Genomic DNA, 18,748 nt, shown 5'->3' on the forward strand with positions numbered 1-18,748 from the left:
GGACACCCGACCAGAAAGGCCAGGAAATGCCGGCAGCCACGAGCGCGCCCGCTGAGTCGCACCCCGCCGACGCCGAACCGCGGCGCCGGGCGGGCAGGCCGGCCGCTGCCGTCCTGGACCTGGACGGCATCACCTCGGCAGCCCTCCAACTGGTAGGAAAAACTGGCTACAAGAGCCTGACCATGGCCGCACTCGCACGGACGTTGAACGTGGCGCCGTCGGCCCTCTACAACCATGTTTCCTCCAAACGGGAGGTCCTAGTCCTCGTCCAGGACCATCTGACCTCGTTCGTGGACGTGTCGGCTTTCGACTCCGAGCCCTGGGAGCAGGCCGTCCGGGACTGGGCCTGGAGCTACCGGGACGTTTTTTCCAAGCACACGCCGCTGATCCCGGTCATCGCCGTGCTGCCCGTGACCGACGCTCCGAAGACGCTCGCCATGTATGAGGCCGTGAGCGCCGGGTTCAGCCGGGCCGGATTTCCGCAGGAGCGCATCATCTCGGCCATCGTGGCGCTGGAGTCCTTCATTTTCGGCTCCGCCTACGACGTCACGGCACCGGCGGACATCTTCGATTCGGGCAGCATGGCGGCGTCGACGCCGAACTTCACCGCCGCCGTCGCAAACCTTGCCGGGCCGGGTTTCGAGAATCCGGCCGATGCCGCCTTCAGCCTGGGCCTCGAGGCGCTCATTTCCGGTTTCGGCGCACTCCGGCGCTGAGGCCGGTGGCGCGCCCACGCAGGGACGCATAAAGGCCGCGCACTGAATAGTGCGCGGCCTTTCTGCCCCCCAAAGGTAGGCACCGGAATCCTGCCCTTTTGGGCATGTCCAATTTCCTTGTGATGAGCGTACCTGCGAAGATTAGACATGTCCAACCATGTGGAACCCCGTCGAAAGGACCCGTCGTGACCGAAGACGCGTCGATCCCCGACCGCCACAGCTCGCCGCTGGCCAGGAAGCTGAACCTGCTCCTGGACGCCGCCGAAGCCGAAGGCCGCAAGATCGCCTTCAACGACATCCGCGACGCCATGGCCGACGCCGGCACGCCGTTGTCCCGCGCCCGGTGGCACTACATGCGCAACGGCTCCGGCCCTGAGGTAAAGAAACCCGACCTCCTCCGCAACCTGGCCGCCTTTTTCGGGGTCCACCCCGACTACCTTCTCGAAGACCAGGGCGAGCTTCCCGAACGCGTCGAAGCGCAGATGGACCTGCTCGCCACGATGCGCGCCAACAAGGTCCGCAATTTCGCCGCCCGCCAGCTGGACGGGCTCTCCGCAGAGACGCTCCTGCAAATCCGGAACATCATCGACCAACAGCTCGCAAACACCCCGCGCGACCCATCGTCCTCGGACAGGTGACGGCTCTTCCTGCCCTGCTAGGCTCGGACTCGGAGACGGGGGCTTCGGGTCTCAATCAACCCTCACAAGGACCTATCCATGGATTACCGCGCTGCCCGCGCACGGGCTCAAGCAGCCGAGGAACACCTTCACCTGGCTGACCCCGTGTCCCTCGGATCCATCCACCGGCATCTGGAAGGCACCCGAGGCCGGCCCATCTTCATCCAGCCCATGGAAGGCACCCCGACCGATAAGGTCTGCGGACTCTGGTTCGGCCTGGATGACATGGACCTGATCCTGCACGCCAAGGGGGCCTCCGAGGTCCACCGGCAGCAGATCGTGCTGCACGAGTTCGCCCACATGGGGCGGCTTGTGAAAAAGTAAAATATCCGACGCTAAGGTTTTGCCGGACGTCGTAGTGGCCTGTATTTTCCGGGTTTGAGGTGGTTGGCGCGGGGCCAGGTGTAGTCGCCGGTGAGGTTGATGTGTTCCCATCCCAGGGGTGAGAGGAACCGTAGGAGGTCGGGGTCGATGTCGCCGCCGTTGCTGCTCAGGGTGGTGATGGTGCGGTCGAGGTAGACGGTGTTCCAGAGGATGATGGCTGCGGTGATGAGGTTCAGTCCGCTGGCGCGGTAGCGCTGTTGTTCGAAGGAACGGTCACGGATTTCGCCGAGCCGGTTGAAGAACACGGCGCGGGCGAGGGTGTTCCGGGCCTCGCCCTTGTTTAGGCCGGCGGTGACTTTGCGGCGCAGGCCGGGGTCCTGGAGCCAGTCGAGCAGGAAGAGGGTCCGTTCCATTCTTCCCAGTTCGCGCAGGGCGACGGCGAGCCCGTTTTGGCGCGGGTAGGCGCTGAGCTTTCGCATCATCAGGGACGCTGTCACGGTGCCGGTTTTGATGGACGCGGCGAGCCTGAGGATTTCATCCCAGTGCAAGGCAATTGTTCTGGTGTTGATCGTCCCGCCGATCAGCGGTGCCAATGTCGAATGCTCCTGCACGCTGGTGGGGGTGTAGAGGCGGGTGTCGCCGATGTTGCGGATCCGTGGTGCGAACCGGTAGCCGAGCAGGTGCATGAGGGCGAAGAGATGGTCGGTGAATCCGGCCGTGTCGGTGTAGAGTTCCTGGATCGCCAGGTCGGACTCGTGATAGAGCAGCCCGTCCAGGACGTAGGTCGCGTCGCGGTCCCCGACGTTGATGAGTTTGCTGTGGAAGGGTGCGTACTGGTCCGAGACGTGCGTGTAGATCAACCGTCCGGGCTCGGCACCGTATTTGGGGTTCACATGCCCGGTGGATTCAGCTTTGCTGCCAGCGCGGAAGCGCTGCCCGTCCGAGGACGAGGTGGTCCCGTCGCCCCACTGGGCGGCCAAGGGGTGACCGTGCTGGGCATTGACCAGTTCCGCCAGCGCGGCGCTGTAGGTTTCGTCCCGTATGTATGAGGCCTGGTGGCGGTCCAGCTGCGCGTAGGTGACGCCGGTGCAGGATTCGGCCATCTTGGTCAGTCCCAGGTTGATTCCGTCGGCCAGGATCGCGGTGAGCAGGAGCTGCTTGTCCTTGGAGGGGTGGCCGGATTTGAGGCTTGTGAAGTGGCGGGTGAATCCGGTCCAGCTATCGACTTCCATCAGCAGGTCGGTGATCCGGATCCGCGGGAACATGGCGCTGGCCTGGTCGATCAGTGGTTGCGCGTGCGCGGGGACGATCGTCTCGAGCGGGGTGATTTTCACGCCCTTGTCGGTGACCAGGACCCCGGGGAGTTCATCGCGGGCGGCGAGTTCGTTCACTTCCTTCAGCCGCTCCTGAAGGAGGGCCAGCCGGTCCTTGAGGTACTGGGCGCTTCCATCGGTCGTGACCAGCGGCAGCTTCCCGGCGTTCTTCTTGGCGGTGTAGTCGACGCCGGCAAGAAGGTAGTCATCGAAGTCGCGGAATTGGCGCGATCCGGTGACCCACATGTCTCCGGACCGCAGCGCATTCTTCAGTTCCGTGAGGGCGCAGAACTCGTAGAATCCCCGGTCCAGGCCGTCGTCGGTGAAGACCAGCGGTTTCCACCGGGGCCGGATGAAAGAGACCGGCGCATCGTCGGGGACTTTCCGGGCGCCGGTGGTGTTCAGGGCGCGGATGACGTTGATCGCGGCCAGCAGGTCTCGTGCCGCGGGGGCTGCGTGGAGGTCAAGGACGGCAAGGACGGCAAGGAACGCCGGAGTGTAGCGGCGCAGCGTGGTGAAGTGTGTGCTGACGAGCGCGAGGTGATCTTCGAAGGCCGGCCTGGTCATTTCCTTGGCCTGGGCGATGCTTTCGGCAAGGGATTTCCAGCCGATGGCTGTTTCGATTGCGGCGAAGGGGTCTTCGCCGTTTTCCTTGGCCTCGAAGAGGGCATCGCCGAGCCTGGAGTGGAGGCGCATCATGGCTGTGACGGTGGATCGGGACGCCAGCGTGGCCTGGTTTTGTTTGTTCTGTGCTGTCCGGATGAGGCGTCCGATGATCCGGTCGTGCAGTTCGATGATTTCGTCGGTGACGGTTGCCATGCTTTCGGTGGCCATGGCAAAGAGAGTCGCGTACCGGCGGGTAGGTTCAAACTTGGCCAGATCCGCCGCGGTCATCGCTGCACCCTCACGGGCAAGCTTCAGCAACCTGTTCCGGTGCACCAGCCGGCCCGCTGCCCACGGGAGATCAAGGGCACGCCAGGTAGTGAGCCGGTCGATGTGCACGTTCATCGCCCGTGCGTTGGCGCGCAGGGGTGCCTGCCGCAGCCAGCCGATTTCGGTCGATGAACTCTCAGGGCGACGGAGAAGCAACCCGTCCAGTCGTTTGCAGTGTTCCACGGACAGCTGCTCACACAGGGTGGCGTAAATGTTCCGGTTCGCCTTGGTCAGGGCCTGGGCGCAGGCCCGTTCAATGACGCTGACGCCAGGCAGAGCGACCTTCCTTGCCTGCAGGAAGTCTCTCGCGCTTTCAACCAGGAGCAAACCCTTGTCTGTTTGCGCAGCCACGGCGCCCACGTGCTCGACGAGCTCGCGGAAGTCTGCAATGCCGAACGCGGTCATACCCAGATACGCGCGGATCTCCCGTCCGTGCTCCTGCCGCGTTTCCTCACGTTCCCCGTAGTCTGCCCGGGCCTCGGACGAAACGGCCAGACGGGAGGCCAGCCAGGAAACCAGTTCAGGCGGCACTTCGGTATCTGCGCCCAGCGCGATTCCCGGGTGCCGCAGCAGCGCCAGTTGGACGGTGAAGCCCAGCCTGTTCGTGTCTCCGCGACGCTGGCGGATCAACGACATATCCGCCTCACTGAGCATGTAGTGGGCTGCAAGGTCCTCTGCTCGAGTGGGTATTGCCAGGATTTGGCCGCGCTCTGCAGGTGTGAGTAAAGAGCGCAGAGCCACCTCAGAAGCCCTTACCTGCTACGCCGCCGTGCCCCGCGGACATGCTGCCGTTCGGCTGTGGCTTGCAGGGCCTACCGTTCATGGTTTGGCGAGGTGCCGGTAGATGGTGGGCCGGGTGACGCCGAATTCCTGGGCGATGTGCTCGACCGTGTGGGCACGTTTCCCGTCGGGGCCTTTTTCTTCATACATTTCGCGGGCCAGCTTGACCTGGCGGGGTCCGAGCTTTGGTTTCTGGCCGCCGGTCCGCCCTCGCGCACGGGCAGCGGCGAGGCCGTCGCGGGTTCGTTCGGACATCAGTGCGTGTTCGAACTCGGCGATCGAGCCGAGGATCTGGAAGAACATCCGGCCGATGGCGGTGGAGGTGTCGATGCCCTGGTCCAGGACCACCAGGTCCACGCCGCGCACTTGCAGCGTGTTGGATAAATCGATGAGGTGTTCCAGCGACCGCCCGAGCCGGTCGAGTTTGGTGACGACGAGCTGATCACCTGCCCGGTTGGCCGAGAGCAGCGCTTTGTCGAGTTCGGGTCTGCGGGCGAGTTTTCCGGAGGCTGTGTCAATGAAGATCTGCTCACAGCCGGCCGTGGTCAGGGCGTCGTGCTGGGCCTCGGGGTGCTGATCGCGTGTTGAGACACGCCCGTATCCGATTCGCATTCCCAAAACGTATCAGTAACCCGGCTGGACGTTACATAGGAGGGTACACGCGAACCATTACAAATAAGGCCCCGTGCTGTCGCACTTCTTCGAACGCGACTCGGAGTGAATTGCGAACGATCGTTACCGGACGAAGATCGGGGTGGCCGAGCGTCGCTTTTCCGCGAGAAGGTCCCGCTCTTCCCTGTGTTGGCGAAGGCGTGGTGTGCTTCCCGGAGGCGTAGTTGGTGATCGACGGCCCGGTCAGCGGATCGGCCTACCGCCACCCCGGACGATCAGACCTTCAGCAGTTCCCGTCGGGTTGGGTCATTTGGTCGAGGTCATTGCTTCCATGCGCTCCTGGGAGAGCGCGTGATCTATGGCGAGGATGCTTGCGCCGATGACGCCTGCTTCGGGTCCGGCCTGTGATTGTTCAATGACGAGGTTTTGTGTGGCCAGCGGCATGGATCGGGAGTATACGATTTCGCGGATGCCTGCGATGAGTTGGTCTGCGACCGGGGCCAGGGAACCTCCTATGGTGATGAGGGAGGGGTTGACGATGCTGACACACATGTTGAGCACTTCGCCGATGTCGCGTCCGGCTTGTCGGACGGCTTGGATCGCAGTCAGGTCTCCGGCGCGCACCAGGTTGATGACGTCGGTGCTCGTTTCGGCGGCCAGGCCTGCGGCACGTAGCGTTGCAGCTATTGCGGGCGCGCTGGCGACCGCTTCGAGGCAGCCAAGGTTTCCGCATGTGCAGGGCACGCCGGCCGCCCTGGCAATCGGGATGTGACCGATGTCGCCGGCCGTGCCGTCCGTGCCACGTTGAAGGTGGCCGCCGCTGATGATGCCCGATCCGATGCCGGTGGCAACTTTGACGAAGATCATGTCATCGCGCGGAGGCTGTCTCATGGCGCGCTCACCGAGCGCCATGATGTTTACGTCATTATCGACCAGGACCGGAACCCTGTATGTACGTCTGATGTATTCCGGGACATCGAAGCCGTCCCATCCTGGCATCAGGGGCGGTTTTGAGGGTTTTCCGGTTGCGTGTACTACGGGCCCGGGCAGTCCGATGCCGATGGCTATGAGCTCAGAGCCGTTCCATTCGATCTGCTCCAGGAGAGCTGCAATGGTCCCGACGAGGTATCCCAGCACTTTTTCCGGACCCTCGGCGATGTCCAGTCTGGCGCGTGTCTCGCACAGGGTTGTCCCCGCCAGGTCAGTGAGGGCGACAGTTGAGTGCGTCGCGCCGAGGTCGGCTGCGGCCACGATCCTGGAACGTGGATTGAAGGCGATCCGTGACGACGGGCGCCCTCCGGTCGATGCGGCGTCAGTGACCGGCTTTAGGAGGCCGAGTTCCCGTAACGCGTCGATGCGCAGACCTACTGTTGAGCGCGCCAGTCCCGTGATTGCTGCGATGTCAGCTCGCGTCCGGGGTTCACCGTCGCGCATGAGCTGAAAAAGCTCATAAACCCCCGCCCCGTTTGCACTGGTCGTGGATTTGGTGATCGTCATCGTCGTCCCTTCGTACACTGTGTCGGGCACTTTCTGCCGACATTTCTCGTCTTCATTATCCTCTGGCCGCGTACTGGTGCTGCTCCACCTAGAAAGAGTAGCGACTATCGGTCGACTTTTGAAGACTTCTTGACAAAAGTAAGGTGATCCATGCCATACTTTCGATTGAGGGTGCGACGGTTAGCCGCTGGAGGGATTGTAGGGATCCTGGATCTTCGGTAAGCGAAGCCTCTCGTCTTTACTCGCGGCCCATCACATATTCATCGGAGAATATTCATGAAACACAAGCTTCCGCTCGTCGTTCTTAGCGCCGCCCTTGCGGTCGCCGCTTCCGGTTGCAGCTCATCCACTAGCGCCTCGGGCACCCAGGATTCCGGGGTGTCCCAGAAGGCAGAGACGGCCTTGGCCCAGGTGAAGGGGCAGGTACTCAGCAAGGGCCCGAACGGGGAGACGCCTTCGCCGGCGTCGGTGGCTGATCTGACGCCTGATGAAATCACGAAGGTTAAAGCGCTCGGCGCGAAGGCTGCGATCGTGATGCACTACGGCGGAAATGACTGGGCGACGGCGCAGATCGCAGGCCTGAAAAGCGAATTCGAAAAGCTGGGGATCAAGGTCATTGCTACCACGGACGCCGATTTCAAGCCGGATAAGCAGGTGTCTGATCTTGAGACGGTCATGACGCAGAAGCCTGACATCATCGTTTCCATCCCGACGGATCCCGTCGCGACCTCCGCTGCCTACAAAAAGGTGGCAGACGCTGGAACGAAGCTGGTGTTCATGGACAACGTCCCCCAGGGTCTGACGGCCGGCAAAGACTATGTTTCGGACGTATCGGCGGATAACTACGGCAACGGTGTTGTCTCGGCACATGAGATGGCCAAAGCGCTCGGCGGCAAGGGCCAGATCGGCGTGATCTTCCACCAGGCGGACTTCTTCGTCACCAAGCAGCGTTACCAGGGCTTCAAAGACACGATCACCAAGGAATACCCGGACATCAAGATCGTAGAAGAGAAAGGCATCGCAGGTCCGGACTTCGCCGGTGATGCCCAGGGCGCCGCCAATGCCATGCTCAGCAAGCACACGGATCTTTCAGGGATCTGGGCTGTGTGGGACGTTCCGGCTGAAGGCGTCATGGCAGCCGCCCGCGCCGCCGGGCGGACTGACCTGAAGATCGCCACCGAAGACCTCGGTAAGAACGTGGCGATCGCGTTGGCAAAGAATGAGCTCGTCGTCGGTCTCGGCGCTCAGGTTCCCTTCGACCAGGGAATTACCGAAGCAAGGCTCGCTGCCGGTTCCCTGATTGGCAAGAAAGCCCCGGCGTATGTCGCCCTCAGCGCCCTTCCCGTTGATCACTCCAACGTTCTTGAGGCGTGGAAGCAGGTCTATCACGAGGATGCTCCCAAGGATCTTCAGGATTCTTACAAGAAGTAACCCGGCAAGGGGCGGCGCCGCTCCGGCGCCGCCCCGCCCACGAAAGCGACCTTCCCATGACCACAACAGACAACACAGACAACGTCGTCCAGATGCGCTCCATCTCAAAGAGCTTCAGCGGGGTCAGTGTCCTCAATGACGTCGATTTCGAAGTCCGCCAGGGCGAGGTGCATGCTCTTGCAGGCGGTAACGGCGCCGGTAAATCCACTTTGATGAAAATCCTGCAGGGCGTCTATCAAGCAGACTCCGGCGAGATCCTCATCGGAGGAAAAACAACGCTCATCAACACCATCCAGGACGCGAAGGCCGCGGGCATCGGGATGGTGTTCCAGGAATTCAGCCTCGTTCCCAGCCTGACGGTGGCCCAGAACATCTTCCTCGCCACCGAACCGCAAGGCCGTACCGGGCTCATTGACGACAAGGAATCCGTGCGCAGGGCACGCGAGGTCTTTGCGGAGATGGAAGTCACCGTCGACCCCCGGGCACACGTCTCCCGTCTGGGCACCGCCTACTGGCAATTGACGGAAATAGCAAAGGCCCTCGCCCAGAACGCCCGTGTGCTCATCATGGATGAACCGACGGCGAGCCTGGCGAAGCATGAAACGGAAGCCCTGTTCGATCTGATCGAAAGGCTGAAGAAACGCGGGATCTCGATCATTTACATTTCGCACCGGATGGACGAGATCTATCGGATCGCCGACCGCATCACGATCCTTCGCGACGGACGCAGACTCCTGACGGAGCCGCTGACGAATGTAACCCCTGAACAAATTGTGGAAGGCATCGTCGGGAAGAAGATCGAAGGCCAGCTGGCCTATCACAAGCGGGACCACACAGCCCACCTCGGCGAACCGCTTCTGGAGGTCCGGGGACTGAACGCCGGACCCAAGGTCCGGGACGTCTCATTCAGTCTTCGCCCTGGAGAGATTCTCGGCCTGGCAGGTCTGATGGGCAGCGGCAGGACCGAATTGGCCCGTGCCCTGTTCGGCATCGACCGACTCGACAGCGGAGAGGTCCTGATCCGGGGGAAGAAAACAACTCTGGCCACACCGCAGCAGGCGATAGCGGCCGGGCTGGCACTGATCCCCGAAGACCGGCGCGCCCAGGGACTGGTCCTTGAACACTCGGTCCGGGACAACCTGCTGCTGCCGTTGCTGCGAAAGATCAGCCGTGGACCACTGCTTGATCTCGCTGCCGGGAAATCCCTGTCCGCCGCCCTGATCAAGAAGTTCGCTGTGAAAGTCGCGCACCCCGGCCGTCCCGTCCGACTCCTCTCAGGCGGCAATCAGCAAAAGGTGGTGCTGGCGAAATGGTTGGGCACCGAGCCGGACATCCTGATCCTTGATGAACCGACGGCCGGGGTGGACATCGGCACCAAGAGCGAAATTCTGGACATGATCCGGGAACTGGCCAATGAGGGAAAGGCCGTCATCGTTATTTCTTCGGAATATCCCGAGCTGCTTGCGGTCAGCGACCGCGTGCTCATCCTCAGGGAAGGTTCCGTCATCCGTGACCTGCCTCGCAGCGAGATCGCTGACGAGGAATCGCTACAACTCGCAGTCCAGGGAGTCTGAGAATGAACAAGGCAAGCGCGATCGGAGCCCGCGAAGCGACGGCTCCCCGCAACATCGGCACCGTACTGAAGGAACTCGACTGGCGGCGGTACGTCATCTACATCGGTTTCGTCGTCGTCTTCATTTTCTTCGCGATCCTTTTGAGGGACCAGGGATTCCTCTCCGCCAACAACATCCTGAATATCTTCCGGCAGACGGCCACCATCACCGTCATCGCGGTCGGCATGACCTACGTCATCTCGTGCGCCGAGATTGACTTGAGCGTCGGTTCAGTGGCCGGCCTGTCCAGCGTTTGCACAGCCATGGCGATCTCCCACTGGGGTATCCTTCCGGGCATCCTGGCCGGGCTGGCCGTCGGCGTGGTCGTCGGCGCAATCAACGGTTCGCTGGTGAGTCTGCTGGGTATTCCCTCATTCCTGGTCACCCTGGGCATGCTGGGCATTGCGGTCGGAGCCGCGCAGTGGATCACCGCTTCAGCGCCCCAGCCCATCCTCGATGACACCTTCAACCTCATTTTCGGTTCCGGAAACTTCGGCCCCGTTCCCGGGCTCGTCCTCTGGTCAGCAGTGTTCGTCGCCGTCGGAGCGGTCGTCCTTGCGCGCACCAAATTCGGCCGCCAGGTCCTGGCCACCGGAGGAAACCGCACCGCGGCCGATTTCACCGGAATCAACACCAAGCGCATCAAGTTCCAGGTCCTGCTCATCTCCGGTGTCGTCGCCAGCATCGCCGGCATGCTCTACGCAGGGCGCCTGCAGTCCGGCCGCTTCCAATGGGGAACAGGCGACGAACTCTCGGCCATCGCCGCCGTGATCCTCGGCGGAACCAGCCTCTTTGGCGGCAGCGGCACCGTCGTCGGCACGCTGTTCGGAGCGCTGCTGATCGGGCTGATCAACAACGGCCTGATCCTGGCCGGCCTGGACAGCAGCCAGCAACAGGTCGTCCGCGGCTGCATCATCATCCTCGCCGTCGCCCTTGCCCGCAAGAAGTAGACCCGGCATGAGCACAAACCTTCGCTCCGGAATCATCGGAACCGGTTTCATGGGCTCGGTCCACGCGCACTCAGTCCGGGCTTCCGGAGGGGTTGTCAGCGTCGTGGCAGGCCGCAACCCGGACACGGCCCACGCAGCCGCCCGGAGTCTGGGCGCGGGATACGCGGCCGAGTCGCCGGAAGAGTTGATCGCCAGCGACGACGTGGATGTGGTGCATATCTGTACCCCGAACGCCACCCACGCTGACCTGGCGCGGAAGGCCATCGCCGCCGGAAAAGCCGTCATCTGCGAAAAGCCTCTGGCCACGACGTTGCAGGACGCCATTGAGCTGAGCGAGCTGGCCGAGCGCGCCGGGACGGTCACAGCCGTTCCCTTCGTTTACCGCTTCTACCCGGCGGTCCGCGAAACCCGGGCACGCCTGGCAGCAGGGGAGGCCGGCCGGTTATGGCTCCTGCACGGGTCATACCTGCAGGATTGGCTGGCCGGGGCGGACACCAATAACTGGCGCGTTGATCCCGGACAGGGCGGATCCTCCCGGGCCTTCGGCGACATCGGAGTCCACTGGTGCGATCTCATGGAATTCACCACCGGTCACCGGATCACCAGGCTCGTCGCGAAGACCGCGCGCGCCTTCGAACAACGCGAAGACGCCGGAGGATTGTCGGCAGTGGGCACGGAAGACGGTGCGAGCGTGCTGTTCGAGACGGACCTGGGAGCAACGGGTTCCCTGGTCGTCAGCCAGGTCACCCCTGGAAGGAAGAACCGCCTGTGGTTCTCCTTCGACGGAACCGAAGCATCTTTCAGTTTCAACCAGGAGCAACCCGATACCCTGTGGGTCGGCGGAACCCGGTCGAGCACCCTAATTCCCAGCGGACCGGACACCCTGTCTACTGACGCAGGTAGGCGATATGCCCGGCTCCCTGCCGGACACCCGCAGGGCTACCAGGACAGCTTCAACGCCCTCATCGCGGACGTCTACTCAGCCGTTGAAGGCCGGACCCCCGACGGTCTGCCGACTTTCAGCGACGGCCTGCGCGCGGCCCGGATCACTGACGCTGTCCTGGCATCCGCCTCCCGCGGAGACTGGGTCGACGTGCCAGACGGGGACCGGAACACTGTTGCAACCGGATCATTTTCATCTTCACTTGAAAGGCAGGAACAATGAAACTTGGATACTGTTCGATCACCTGGGGCGGCGTCGTCGGCGACGCCGGGGGCGTCACCAGCGTCAAAGACCTCTTTTACCGGACCAACGGACCCATGGACAAAGCCGTCCAGGATATTGCTGCCGCGGGGTACGAAGGCACCGAAATGTTTGACGGAAACCTTGTCGAATATGCAGACAACCCCGACGAACTCCGCGGCATCCTCGAAGGCTCAGGGCTTTCGCTGGTCAGTGTCTACACGGGGGCGAACTTTATCTACGCCGACATCCTGCCCGATGAGCTTCACCGCATCCACCGCGCCGCCGAACTCGCAGCGACCTTCGGCGCAGAACGCCTTGTCGTCGGAGGCGGCGCACGACGGGCAGCCGGCACGACCGATGAAGACTACGTACGTCTGGGGACCGCTCTGGACCGCGTGAGCGACATTGCCGAAAGCTTCGGACTCTCCGCCAGCTACCATCCCCATCTGACCACGATCGTGGAAAGCCCCGACGAGCTGGAGCGCCTGATGGGTTTGAGCCGGATCGGTTTCTGCCCCGACACCGCGCACCTGGCCGCGGGCGGCTGCGACCCGGCAGCGGAGATCCGCAAATATTCTGACCGCATCCGTCACGTCCATCTCAAGGACTTCCGGAAGGACCCGTTCCAGTTCCTTCCTCTGGGCGAAGGCGACCTGGACTTCCCCGACATCATCGCGGCCATCAAGGAAAGCGGCTACGACAGCTGGCTGATGGTCGAACTTGATTCCTACGACGGCGACCCCCGCGCGGCAGCGGAGATCAGCAAGAAATACCTCGACACCATCCTCTCCTGACCCGGACGGGGAGCAAACGGCCCGTTTGAGCGCAACTGGAAAATAATTCAGCAATTACGAAGGGAAAAATCCACGTGAAAAACCTCAATGTCGGCCTCATCGGCGGCGGATTCATGGGCAAGGCCCACTCCTTGGCCTACGCAGCGATGCCCATGTTCTTCTGGCCGGCCCCCGCAGTACCGGTACGCGCCGTGATCGCGGAAGCAACCGAAGAACTCGCCAGCGAAGCCGCCCGCCGCTTCGGATTCGAAAAGTCCACGTCGGACTGGCGAAGCATCATCGATGACCCAACCATCGACGTCGTGGACATCGCCACACCCAACCACCTCCACGCCGAGATCGCCATCGCCGCCGCCCAGGCCGGCAAGCACATCATCTGCGAAAAGCCGCTGGCCCGAACGGGCGAAGAGTCCAAGGCCATGTACGACGCGGTGAAGAACACCGACATCGTGCACATGGTCGCGTTCAACTACCGGCGCACCCCTGCCGTGGCCCTGGCCAAGAAATACATAGAGGAAGGCGCTATCGGCCGCATCACCAACTTCCGCGGCACGTACCTGCAGGACTGGAGCGCCGACCCGAACTCCCCGCTGTCCTGGCGGTTCCAGAAATCCATCGCCGGCTCCGGCGCCCTCGGTGACATAGCAACCCACGTAATCGACATGGCCCGCTACCTCGTTGGCGAATTCAGCCAGGTAAACGCACTGATGTCGACCTGGATCCCCGAACGTCCCCTTCAGAGCGGCGGCGCCGATTCCCTCGGCAAAGCCCGCACCGGAGAAGGACCCAAGGGAGCGGTTGACGTCGACGACGAAGTGATGACCATGATCCGCTTCGCCAACGGAGCAGTCGGGTCGATCGAAGCGACCCGCAACGCCCACGGACGCAACAACTTCATCACCTTCGAAATCCACGGGACCGAAGGCAGCATCGTCTTCAATTACGAACGACGCGATGAACTTCAAGTGTCCTTCGCCAACGACCAGGCCGACCGGCGCGGCTTCCGCACCGTCTACACCGGACCCAACCACCCCTACGGCGAGGCGCTCTGGCCCATCCCCGCCCTGGGAATCGGCTACGGCGAAACCAAGATCATCGAAGCCCACGACTTCTTCAAAGCCATCGCCGAAGGCGGCAGCGTAAGCCCGAACTTCGCCGACGGTTACCAGACGGCCCTGATCGATGACGCCATCATCGAATCAGCCGAAAAAGACACCTGGGTCGACGTCCCGCTCATCGACGCATAAGCGAACCCGTGCCGGGAGGACCGGTCCGCTGCCGGCGGCCCGGTCCTCCCGACCCCGCGTCACCACCTCTCCGACACGAAAGCCGACCGATGCCCGACAACACAGACCCCTCGGCGCAAGACCACAGGGTTTCCCTCATTCCCACCTTCGTTGCAAAGCCGGGCTCAATCCACGACCTGGAGAACGCGCTCACCGACCTGCAGGCAGCCAGCCGCCGCGACCCCGGCTGCGTCGTCTACGACGTCTTGGGCGATCTGGCCGAACCAGCCAGGTTCTTTCTCTACGAGCAGTGGGAAGACGACGATTCGCTCGCAGATCACAATCGGCAGTCCCATGTGACAGATTTCCTGGCCTTGGCCGATCCATTGCTCGCCGAGCCCATGGTCGTCCACCGGCTCCGCAGCATCGGCTGAATGCAGCCCCCAACTCACGACAGCAAACGCTTGAAGGAACCTGAGATGCCCCGCCCGTATACCCTGTTCACCGGCCAGTGGGCCGACCTGCCCTTCGAGGAAGTCGCCAAGCTGGCCTCCGGCTGGGGCTACGACGGCCTGGAAATCGCCGTCTCCGGCGACCACCTGGACGCCTGGCGCTGGGACGAGCCCGGCTATGTCGCGTCCAAGCTCGCCGTGCTGGAAAAGTACAACCTGAAGGTCTGGGCCATCTCCAACCACCTCAAGGGCCAGGCCGTCTGCGACGATCCCATAGACTTCCGCCACGAGGCCATCGTCGGAGCCAGGGTCTGGGGTGACGGGGACCCCGAAGGCGTCCGCACCCGCGCCGCCGAGGAAATGAAGCACACCGCCCGGCTCGCCAAGGCCCTCGGCGTGGACACCGTGGTCGGGTTCACCGGATCCTCCATCTGGCAGTACGTCGCGATGTTCCCGCCTGTCCCGGAAAAGGTGATCGAGGCCGGGTACCAGGACTTCGCCGACCGCTGGAACCCCATCCTGGACGTCTTCGACGAATGCGGGGTCCGTTTCGCCCACGAGGTCCACCCCTCCGAAATCGCCTACGACTACTGGACCACCGTCCGGACCCTCGAAGCGATCCGGCACCGCCCCGCGTTCGGCCTGAACTGGGACCCGTCCCACTTCATGTGGCAGGGCATTGACCCGGTCTCCTTCATCTGGGATTTCAGGGACCGGATCTACCACGTGGACTGCAAGGACACGAAGCTGCGCCCCACCGGCCGGAACACCGTCCTGGGCTCACATCTGGCCTGGGGCGACCCCCGCCGTGGCTGGGACTTCGTCTCCGCAGGCCGCGGCGACGTGCCCTGGGAATCATCCTTCCGCGCCCTCACCGCCATCGGCTACACCGGGCCCATCTCCGTCGAATGGGAGGACGCCGGGATGGACCGCCTCCACGGCGCCCCCGAAGCCCTCGCAGCGCTCAAAAAATTCGACTTCCCTGCCTCGAACACCTCCTTCGACGCCGCCTTCAACACCAAGCGCTGACCAGTCCGCACGGGCCACCGCGCATTACGGGCAACGGACACAGCCTGGCCGCTGGAAGACGCTCTCCTAAGGAGCGCGAAGACCTGCGTCGCAACGACTGGTCTCCCTCGCCGACGCTGAGGAACAGGCTGATCGCGGCGCAGGTGTGCCTCATTGGTGATGGTCCTGGGAGTGAATGGTTCGAGGGCGTAAATGCCGGCAGAATTGATTTGGCTCGTCTGCGACTTCGCAGCCAAGAGCACCCTGCCCATCGGTATTGTGGCCACGGGAAAGCAGGTTCCGACCGTGATCTCGACGCGAATGACGATGCAACCTTAGCGTCGGATATTTCACTTTTTCACAAGCCACCCCCACATGATCCTCCGCCACGAGCAGGAGACGGTCAGCCACGACTACGTGAAAGTCTTCTTCCCGGACCTTGACCCGGACCGGGTCCTCACCGCCTTGAAACGCACCGACTTCATGGACGAATTCGAAGTCACCGCCGAAATCCTCGCCGACCGGCTCGCCATGCGAATCCGCAACTCCGGTTTCCGCCACAACGCCCAGCCCGGTAACTTCGGGGCTGTGTTCGGATGATGCAGCTCATCATGGCCGGAGCCCTGCTGCTCCTTGCCGCAGCCCGGATCCCCGCACTGGTCCGGAAAGGCCGGGACACCGTCTTCATGGCCGCCGTGTTCGCCGGCGCGTCCTCCCTGCTTCTGGACCCGTCCCTGTATCTCGCCCTCGACCCGGTCCTGGGCGGGGTGAACATGGTCAAGCTTGCACTGAACTCCTTCATGATTGTCGGCCTCTGGTACCTGCGCGCCGCCGTCCTGCGCGCCGTGTCCCCCGACACGGACAGACGCCCCGGCTGGGTGCGCGCCCTGCCCCTGACCTTAACCCTGGCTTTGCAGGCAATCTTCTTTTTCCTCGCCGGCATTTCCACGTCCACCACCGCTTGGGCCGGCGACCACCGCCACCCCATCGCCACCTCCTTGTTCTCGCTGATGATGATCTTCTTCATCGCCTGGTCGTGCGGCCAAATTGCCTGGACTTGCTTCCGGTATGTGCCCCAAATGCGGCAGTCATTCCGCGTGGGCTTTTCCATGGTGGGCCTCGGCTGCCTTGTGGCCGTCGCTGTCATGGCGGACATGGTCACTGGGGAGCTCGAGGCCGCCTTCCCGGACCTGTCGCTGCCCTGGGCGCAGGCCATTCCCGTCCACCCGTTCGAAATGGTCGCCATTACCCTGGTCGGTGTCGGGCTGACGATCCCGCCCGTCGCCGGCCGCATCACCGAGCGCCGGGCGGCAGCCCGGCTGCTTCGCACCATCGCCAAGGTGGCGCAAATCCGCGAACGGGCACTGGCAGACCGGCCGACGGACCGGATGCTGGAAGCCGACGCCGACGCACTCCCCGAAGAACGCCTGCATCGGATGATCGTGGAAATCTGGGACGCCGAACTCGCCGCGGGCGGCCGCTCTGGCCTGGCAGCGGAAGACCGCGACTACCTGCTCCTGGTCGAATCCGACTTCGGTCTGGAACGCACCCAGTGAGCGGCCTGCTGGCGCATAAGACCCGGCGGTCCCTCCCCTGCGGCGAGGACCTGTATGGCATCTACCGGACCATGGTGCTCTACGACTTCCAGAAGGAAATCCACGCCGGGTTCTTCGTCTCTTACTACCGGAACTTCGCCATTCCTTCGATCGCGCGGACCCTGGCAGCCCGCGGCGAACTGCGGGCCCGACCGATGAAACGCTCCTACGACACCGGCATCGTCATCCACGAGATCATCGCCAACGGGTTTGACAGTGACCGCGGACAAGCCATGGTGAACCTGCTGCGCCGGGTCCACGCGGGCGTCCCGGGCACCGGGGAGGACTTCCTGTACGTGCTCATGACGCTGCTGGTGCTGCCGCTGCGCTGGATCGCCCAGTACGGCTGGCGGAAAACCACTCCCCTGGAGGAGCGGGCCGCCGTCGCGTTCTACGCCGAACTGGGCCGCCGGATGGGTCTGGACGCGGCGCCAGCGACTCTGGCCGAGGCGAACGCGTTCCTGGACAACTACGAAGCCCGCCACATGGGCCCCAGCCCGGAAGGCGCCGAGCTGCTCTCCGCCACCGTGGATGCCCTGAAGGTCCGGCTCCACCCGCGGCTTCGCCCGTTCACCGGCGTCGTGCTGGCCCTGATGATGGACAAACCCGAGGTCGCCGTCGCCCTGGGCCTGAAGCCGGCACCGGCAGTGCTACGGGCCGCGTACCGGACCGTGCTGCGGGTCCGTGCCCTCCGTGCCCGGATGAGTCCGCTGCCGACGAACCCGTCGTTCACCCCGGGCGGGCGCATGTCCGCCTACCCCAACGGGTACACCCTGGACATGATCGGGCCCGCGGCTTCCTGACGCAGGCGGCGGTCCGCCGGACACAGGCGGGCATGACGTTCATCCCCGCCCACAAGCCCTCAGGCATCGCCGACGGCGGCCAGTTCGCCGCGGCCTCCCGCTCCGGCCGCGTCCCCTCCCTTGGCTTCACCCAGGCATCTTCCCTTGCACGGTTTCCGTTACACTTGATCGGTCGCACGGCAGTCTTTCCCCCAAAGACTGCCGTGCTTCTTTCTGCCCGGATGGCACATTGCCGACGAGCCTCCGTGAAACCGCAATCCGCCACATTCGTGCCTGTTGCGCAAGTAGCGATGTGCGGAACAGGGCCGTGCGCGGACAGTACGCGATAACCCCGGCCACCGGAGACCTGCTTTCCTTCCCCAGGCGAATCCGTCCGCGCGGGCCGACACACGAAAGAACCCCGGGGAATCATTGATTTCCCGGGGTTCTTTGCATTGCGTGCGCGAGGGGGGATTTGAACCCCCACGCCCTTTCGGACACTGGCACCTGAAGCCAGCGCGTCTGCCGTTCCGCCACTCGCGCGCAACTTCCTCCACTCGGAAAGGGCCCGTTTTCCGGACCGCCAACCTCGTAAAAGCAGCGAGATCAAGCATAACGGACAACTGCGGGAAAACACCAATCGGGCAGCCGGGCCCGGCATATCGTCCTTTTTCGCACGTCGCACGCTTGCCCGCCCGAACCCTCCCGGGAGGCCGCGGTGACGGCTCCGGGCGGGTGTCACCCCACGTCAGGGCCGGTCCACGGCGGCTTCCGTCGACGGAGCGCGGGCGCCCATTGAGGCCATTCCCAGCCATGCCCAGTAGTATCTGATGTAGGAGCGCCCTTTGGGAACAGGCGC

Annotated in this window: 17 protein-coding genes and 1 tRNA gene; 14 read left to right on the forward strand and 4 right to left on the reverse strand. The window is 63.5% G+C overall.

Features of this window, described 5'->3' with window-relative positions:
• Positions 1–26 precede the first annotated feature (26 nt).
• From AC1DCZ_RS07360 to AC1DCZ_RS07370, 3 genes are all read left to right on the forward strand, one after another.
• Positions 27–716, forward strand: coding sequence for a TetR/AcrR family transcriptional regulator (locus AC1DCZ_RS07360; RefSeq protein WP_476974005.1), 690 nt, complete (start codon positions 27–29; stop codon positions 714–716).
• Positions 717–901: 185 nt separating this feature from the next.
• Entirely contained in the window at positions 902–1,354 is a 453-nt protein-coding gene (locus AC1DCZ_RS07365; protein WP_476895854.1) for a hypothetical protein, read from the forward strand.
• Between the two features lie 78 nt (positions 1,355–1,432).
• The gene (locus AC1DCZ_RS07370) at positions 1,433–1,717 is read left to right on the forward strand and encodes a hypothetical protein (RefSeq protein ID WP_476974006.1); all 285 of its coding nucleotides are present in this window, start codon (positions 1,433–1,435) and stop codon (positions 1,715–1,717) included.
• A gap of 11 nt (positions 1,718–1,728) precedes the next feature.
• Here the strand turns inward: AC1DCZ_RS07370 and AC1DCZ_RS07375 are convergent, their stop codons facing one another.
• From AC1DCZ_RS07375 to AC1DCZ_RS07385, 3 genes are all read right to left on the reverse strand, one after another.
• Positions 1,729–4,704 (reverse strand): Tn3 family transposase, encoded by a 2,976-nt coding sequence (locus tag AC1DCZ_RS07375; RefSeq protein WP_476974007.1) that lies wholly within the window; start codon positions 4,702–4,704, stop codon positions 1,729–1,731.
• A gap of 78 nt (positions 4,705–4,782) precedes the next feature.
• A complete protein-coding gene (locus AC1DCZ_RS07380; RefSeq protein WP_476974008.1) occupies positions 4,783–5,355 on the reverse strand; it encodes a recombinase family protein in 573 nt (190 codons plus the stop codon).
• 306 nt (positions 5,356–5,661) lie between these two features.
• Positions 5,662–6,852, reverse strand: coding sequence for an ROK family transcriptional regulator (locus AC1DCZ_RS07385; RefSeq protein ID WP_476974009.1), 1,191 nt, complete (start codon positions 6,850–6,852; stop codon positions 5,662–5,664).
• 276 nt (positions 6,853–7,128) lie between these two features.
• Between AC1DCZ_RS07385 and AC1DCZ_RS07390 the strand changes: the two genes are divergently transcribed.
• The 11 genes from AC1DCZ_RS07390 (at position 7,129) to AC1DCZ_RS07440 (ending at position 17,910) form a co-directional block, all read left to right on the forward strand.
• Positions 7,129–8,283, forward strand: coding sequence for a substrate-binding domain-containing protein (locus AC1DCZ_RS07390; RefSeq protein ID WP_476974010.1), 1,155 nt, complete (start codon positions 7,129–7,131; stop codon positions 8,281–8,283).
• A 56-nt stretch (positions 8,284–8,339) separates the two neighbouring features.
• On the forward strand, positions 8,340–9,857 hold the full coding sequence (locus AC1DCZ_RS07395) for a sugar ABC transporter ATP-binding protein (protein ID WP_476974011.1): 1,518 nt from the start codon (positions 8,340–8,342) through the stop codon (positions 9,855–9,857).
• Between the two features lie 2 nt (positions 9,858–9,859).
• Positions 9,860–10,846, forward strand: a complete 987-nt coding sequence (locus AC1DCZ_RS07400; RefSeq protein ID WP_476974012.1) for an ABC transporter permease — start codon at positions 9,860–9,862, stop codon at positions 10,844–10,846.
• Between the two features lie 7 nt (positions 10,847–10,853).
• Positions 10,854–12,011: a Gfo/Idh/MocA family protein gene (locus tag AC1DCZ_RS07405; RefSeq protein ID WP_476974013.1), complete on the forward strand. Its 1,158-nt coding sequence runs from the start codon at positions 10,854–10,856 to the stop codon at positions 12,009–12,011.
• Positions 12,008–12,826 carry a sugar phosphate isomerase/epimerase family protein gene (locus AC1DCZ_RS07410; protein ID WP_476974014.1) on the forward strand — a complete coding sequence of 273 codons (819 nt, stop codon included), beginning with the start codon at positions 12,008–12,010 and terminating at the stop codon, positions 12,824–12,826. The genes AC1DCZ_RS07405 and AC1DCZ_RS07410 overlap by 4 nt, the downstream gene beginning before the upstream one ends.
• A 74-nt stretch (positions 12,827–12,900) precedes the next feature.
• Positions 12,901–14,073 (forward strand): levoglucosan dehydrogenase, encoded by a 1,173-nt coding sequence (locus tag AC1DCZ_RS07415; RefSeq protein ID WP_476974015.1) that lies wholly within the window; start codon positions 12,901–12,903, stop codon positions 14,071–14,073.
• Between the two features lie 89 nt (positions 14,074–14,162).
• Complete coding sequence (locus tag AC1DCZ_RS07420) at positions 14,163–14,486, forward strand: putative quinol monooxygenase (protein ID WP_476974016.1); 324 nt, start codon at positions 14,163–14,165, stop codon at positions 14,484–14,486.
• 45 nt (positions 14,487–14,531) lie between these two features.
• Positions 14,532–15,533: a sugar phosphate isomerase/epimerase family protein gene (locus AC1DCZ_RS07425; protein ID WP_476974017.1), complete on the forward strand. Its 1,002-nt coding sequence runs from the start codon at positions 14,532–14,534 to the stop codon at positions 15,531–15,533.
• Positions 15,534–15,887: 354 nt separating this feature from the next.
• Entirely contained in the window at positions 15,888–16,112 is a 225-nt protein-coding gene (locus AC1DCZ_RS07430) for a hypothetical protein (protein ID WP_476974018.1), read from the forward strand.
• Positions 16,109–17,068: a hypothetical protein gene (locus tag AC1DCZ_RS07435; protein ID WP_476974019.1), complete on the forward strand. Its 960-nt coding sequence runs from the start codon at positions 16,109–16,111 to the stop codon at positions 17,066–17,068. The genes AC1DCZ_RS07430 and AC1DCZ_RS07435 overlap by 4 nt, the downstream gene beginning before the upstream one ends.
• A complete protein-coding gene (locus AC1DCZ_RS07440) occupies positions 17,065–17,910 on the forward strand; it encodes an oxygenase MpaB family protein (RefSeq protein WP_476974020.1) in 846 nt (281 codons plus the stop codon). The genes AC1DCZ_RS07435 and AC1DCZ_RS07440 overlap by 4 nt, the downstream gene beginning before the upstream one ends.
• Before the next feature lie 439 nt (positions 17,911–18,349).
• Here the strand turns inward: AC1DCZ_RS07440 and AC1DCZ_RS07445 are convergent.
• Positions 18,350–18,432: transfer RNA gene (locus AC1DCZ_RS07445), tRNA-Leu, on the reverse strand.
• Positions 18,433–18,748: the final 316 nt, after the last annotated feature.

This window comes from Arthrobacter sp. 10N418, assembly GCF_056394725.1.

Excerpts from the sequence above, each read along its gene's own strand:
- AC1DCZ_RS07360 (WP_476974005.1), top strand. The coding sequence starts at position 27 with ATGCCGGCAGCCACGAGCGCGCCCGCTGAGTCGCACCCCGCCGACGCC.
- AC1DCZ_RS07370 (WP_476974006.1), top strand. The coding sequence starts at position 1,433 with ATGGATTACCGCGCTGCCCGCGCACGGGCTCAAGCAGCCGAGGAACAC.
- AC1DCZ_RS07380 (WP_476974008.1), bottom strand. The coding sequence starts at position 5,355 with ATGCGAATCGGATACGGGCGTGTCTCAACACGCGATCAGCACCCCGAG.
- AC1DCZ_RS07385 (WP_476974009.1), bottom strand. The coding sequence starts at position 6,852 with ATGACGATCACCAAATCCACGACCAGTGCAAACGGGGCGGGGGTTTAT.
- AC1DCZ_RS07390 (WP_476974010.1), top strand. The coding sequence starts at position 7,129 with ATGAAACACAAGCTTCCGCTCGTCGTTCTTAGCGCCGCCCTTGCGGTC.
- AC1DCZ_RS07395 (WP_476974011.1), top strand. The coding sequence starts at position 8,340 with ATGACCACAACAGACAACACAGACAACGTCGTCCAGATGCGCTCCATC.
- AC1DCZ_RS07400 (WP_476974012.1), top strand. The coding sequence starts at position 9,860 with ATGAACAAGGCAAGCGCGATCGGAGCCCGCGAAGCGACGGCTCCCCGC.
- AC1DCZ_RS07405 (WP_476974013.1), top strand. The coding sequence starts at position 10,854 with ATGAGCACAAACCTTCGCTCCGGAATCATCGGAACCGGTTTCATGGGC.
- AC1DCZ_RS07410 (WP_476974014.1), top strand. The coding sequence starts at position 12,008 with ATGAAACTTGGATACTGTTCGATCACCTGGGGCGGCGTCGTCGGCGAC.
- AC1DCZ_RS07420 (WP_476974016.1), top strand. The coding sequence starts at position 14,163 with ATGCCCGACAACACAGACCCCTCGGCGCAAGACCACAGGGTTTCCCTC.
- AC1DCZ_RS07425 (WP_476974017.1), top strand. The coding sequence starts at position 14,532 with ATGCCCCGCCCGTATACCCTGTTCACCGGCCAGTGGGCCGACCTGCCC.
- AC1DCZ_RS07430 (WP_476974018.1), top strand. The coding sequence starts at position 15,888 with ATGATCCTCCGCCACGAGCAGGAGACGGTCAGCCACGACTACGTGAAA.
- AC1DCZ_RS07435 (WP_476974019.1), top strand. The coding sequence starts at position 16,109 with ATGATGCAGCTCATCATGGCCGGAGCCCTGCTGCTCCTTGCCGCAGCC.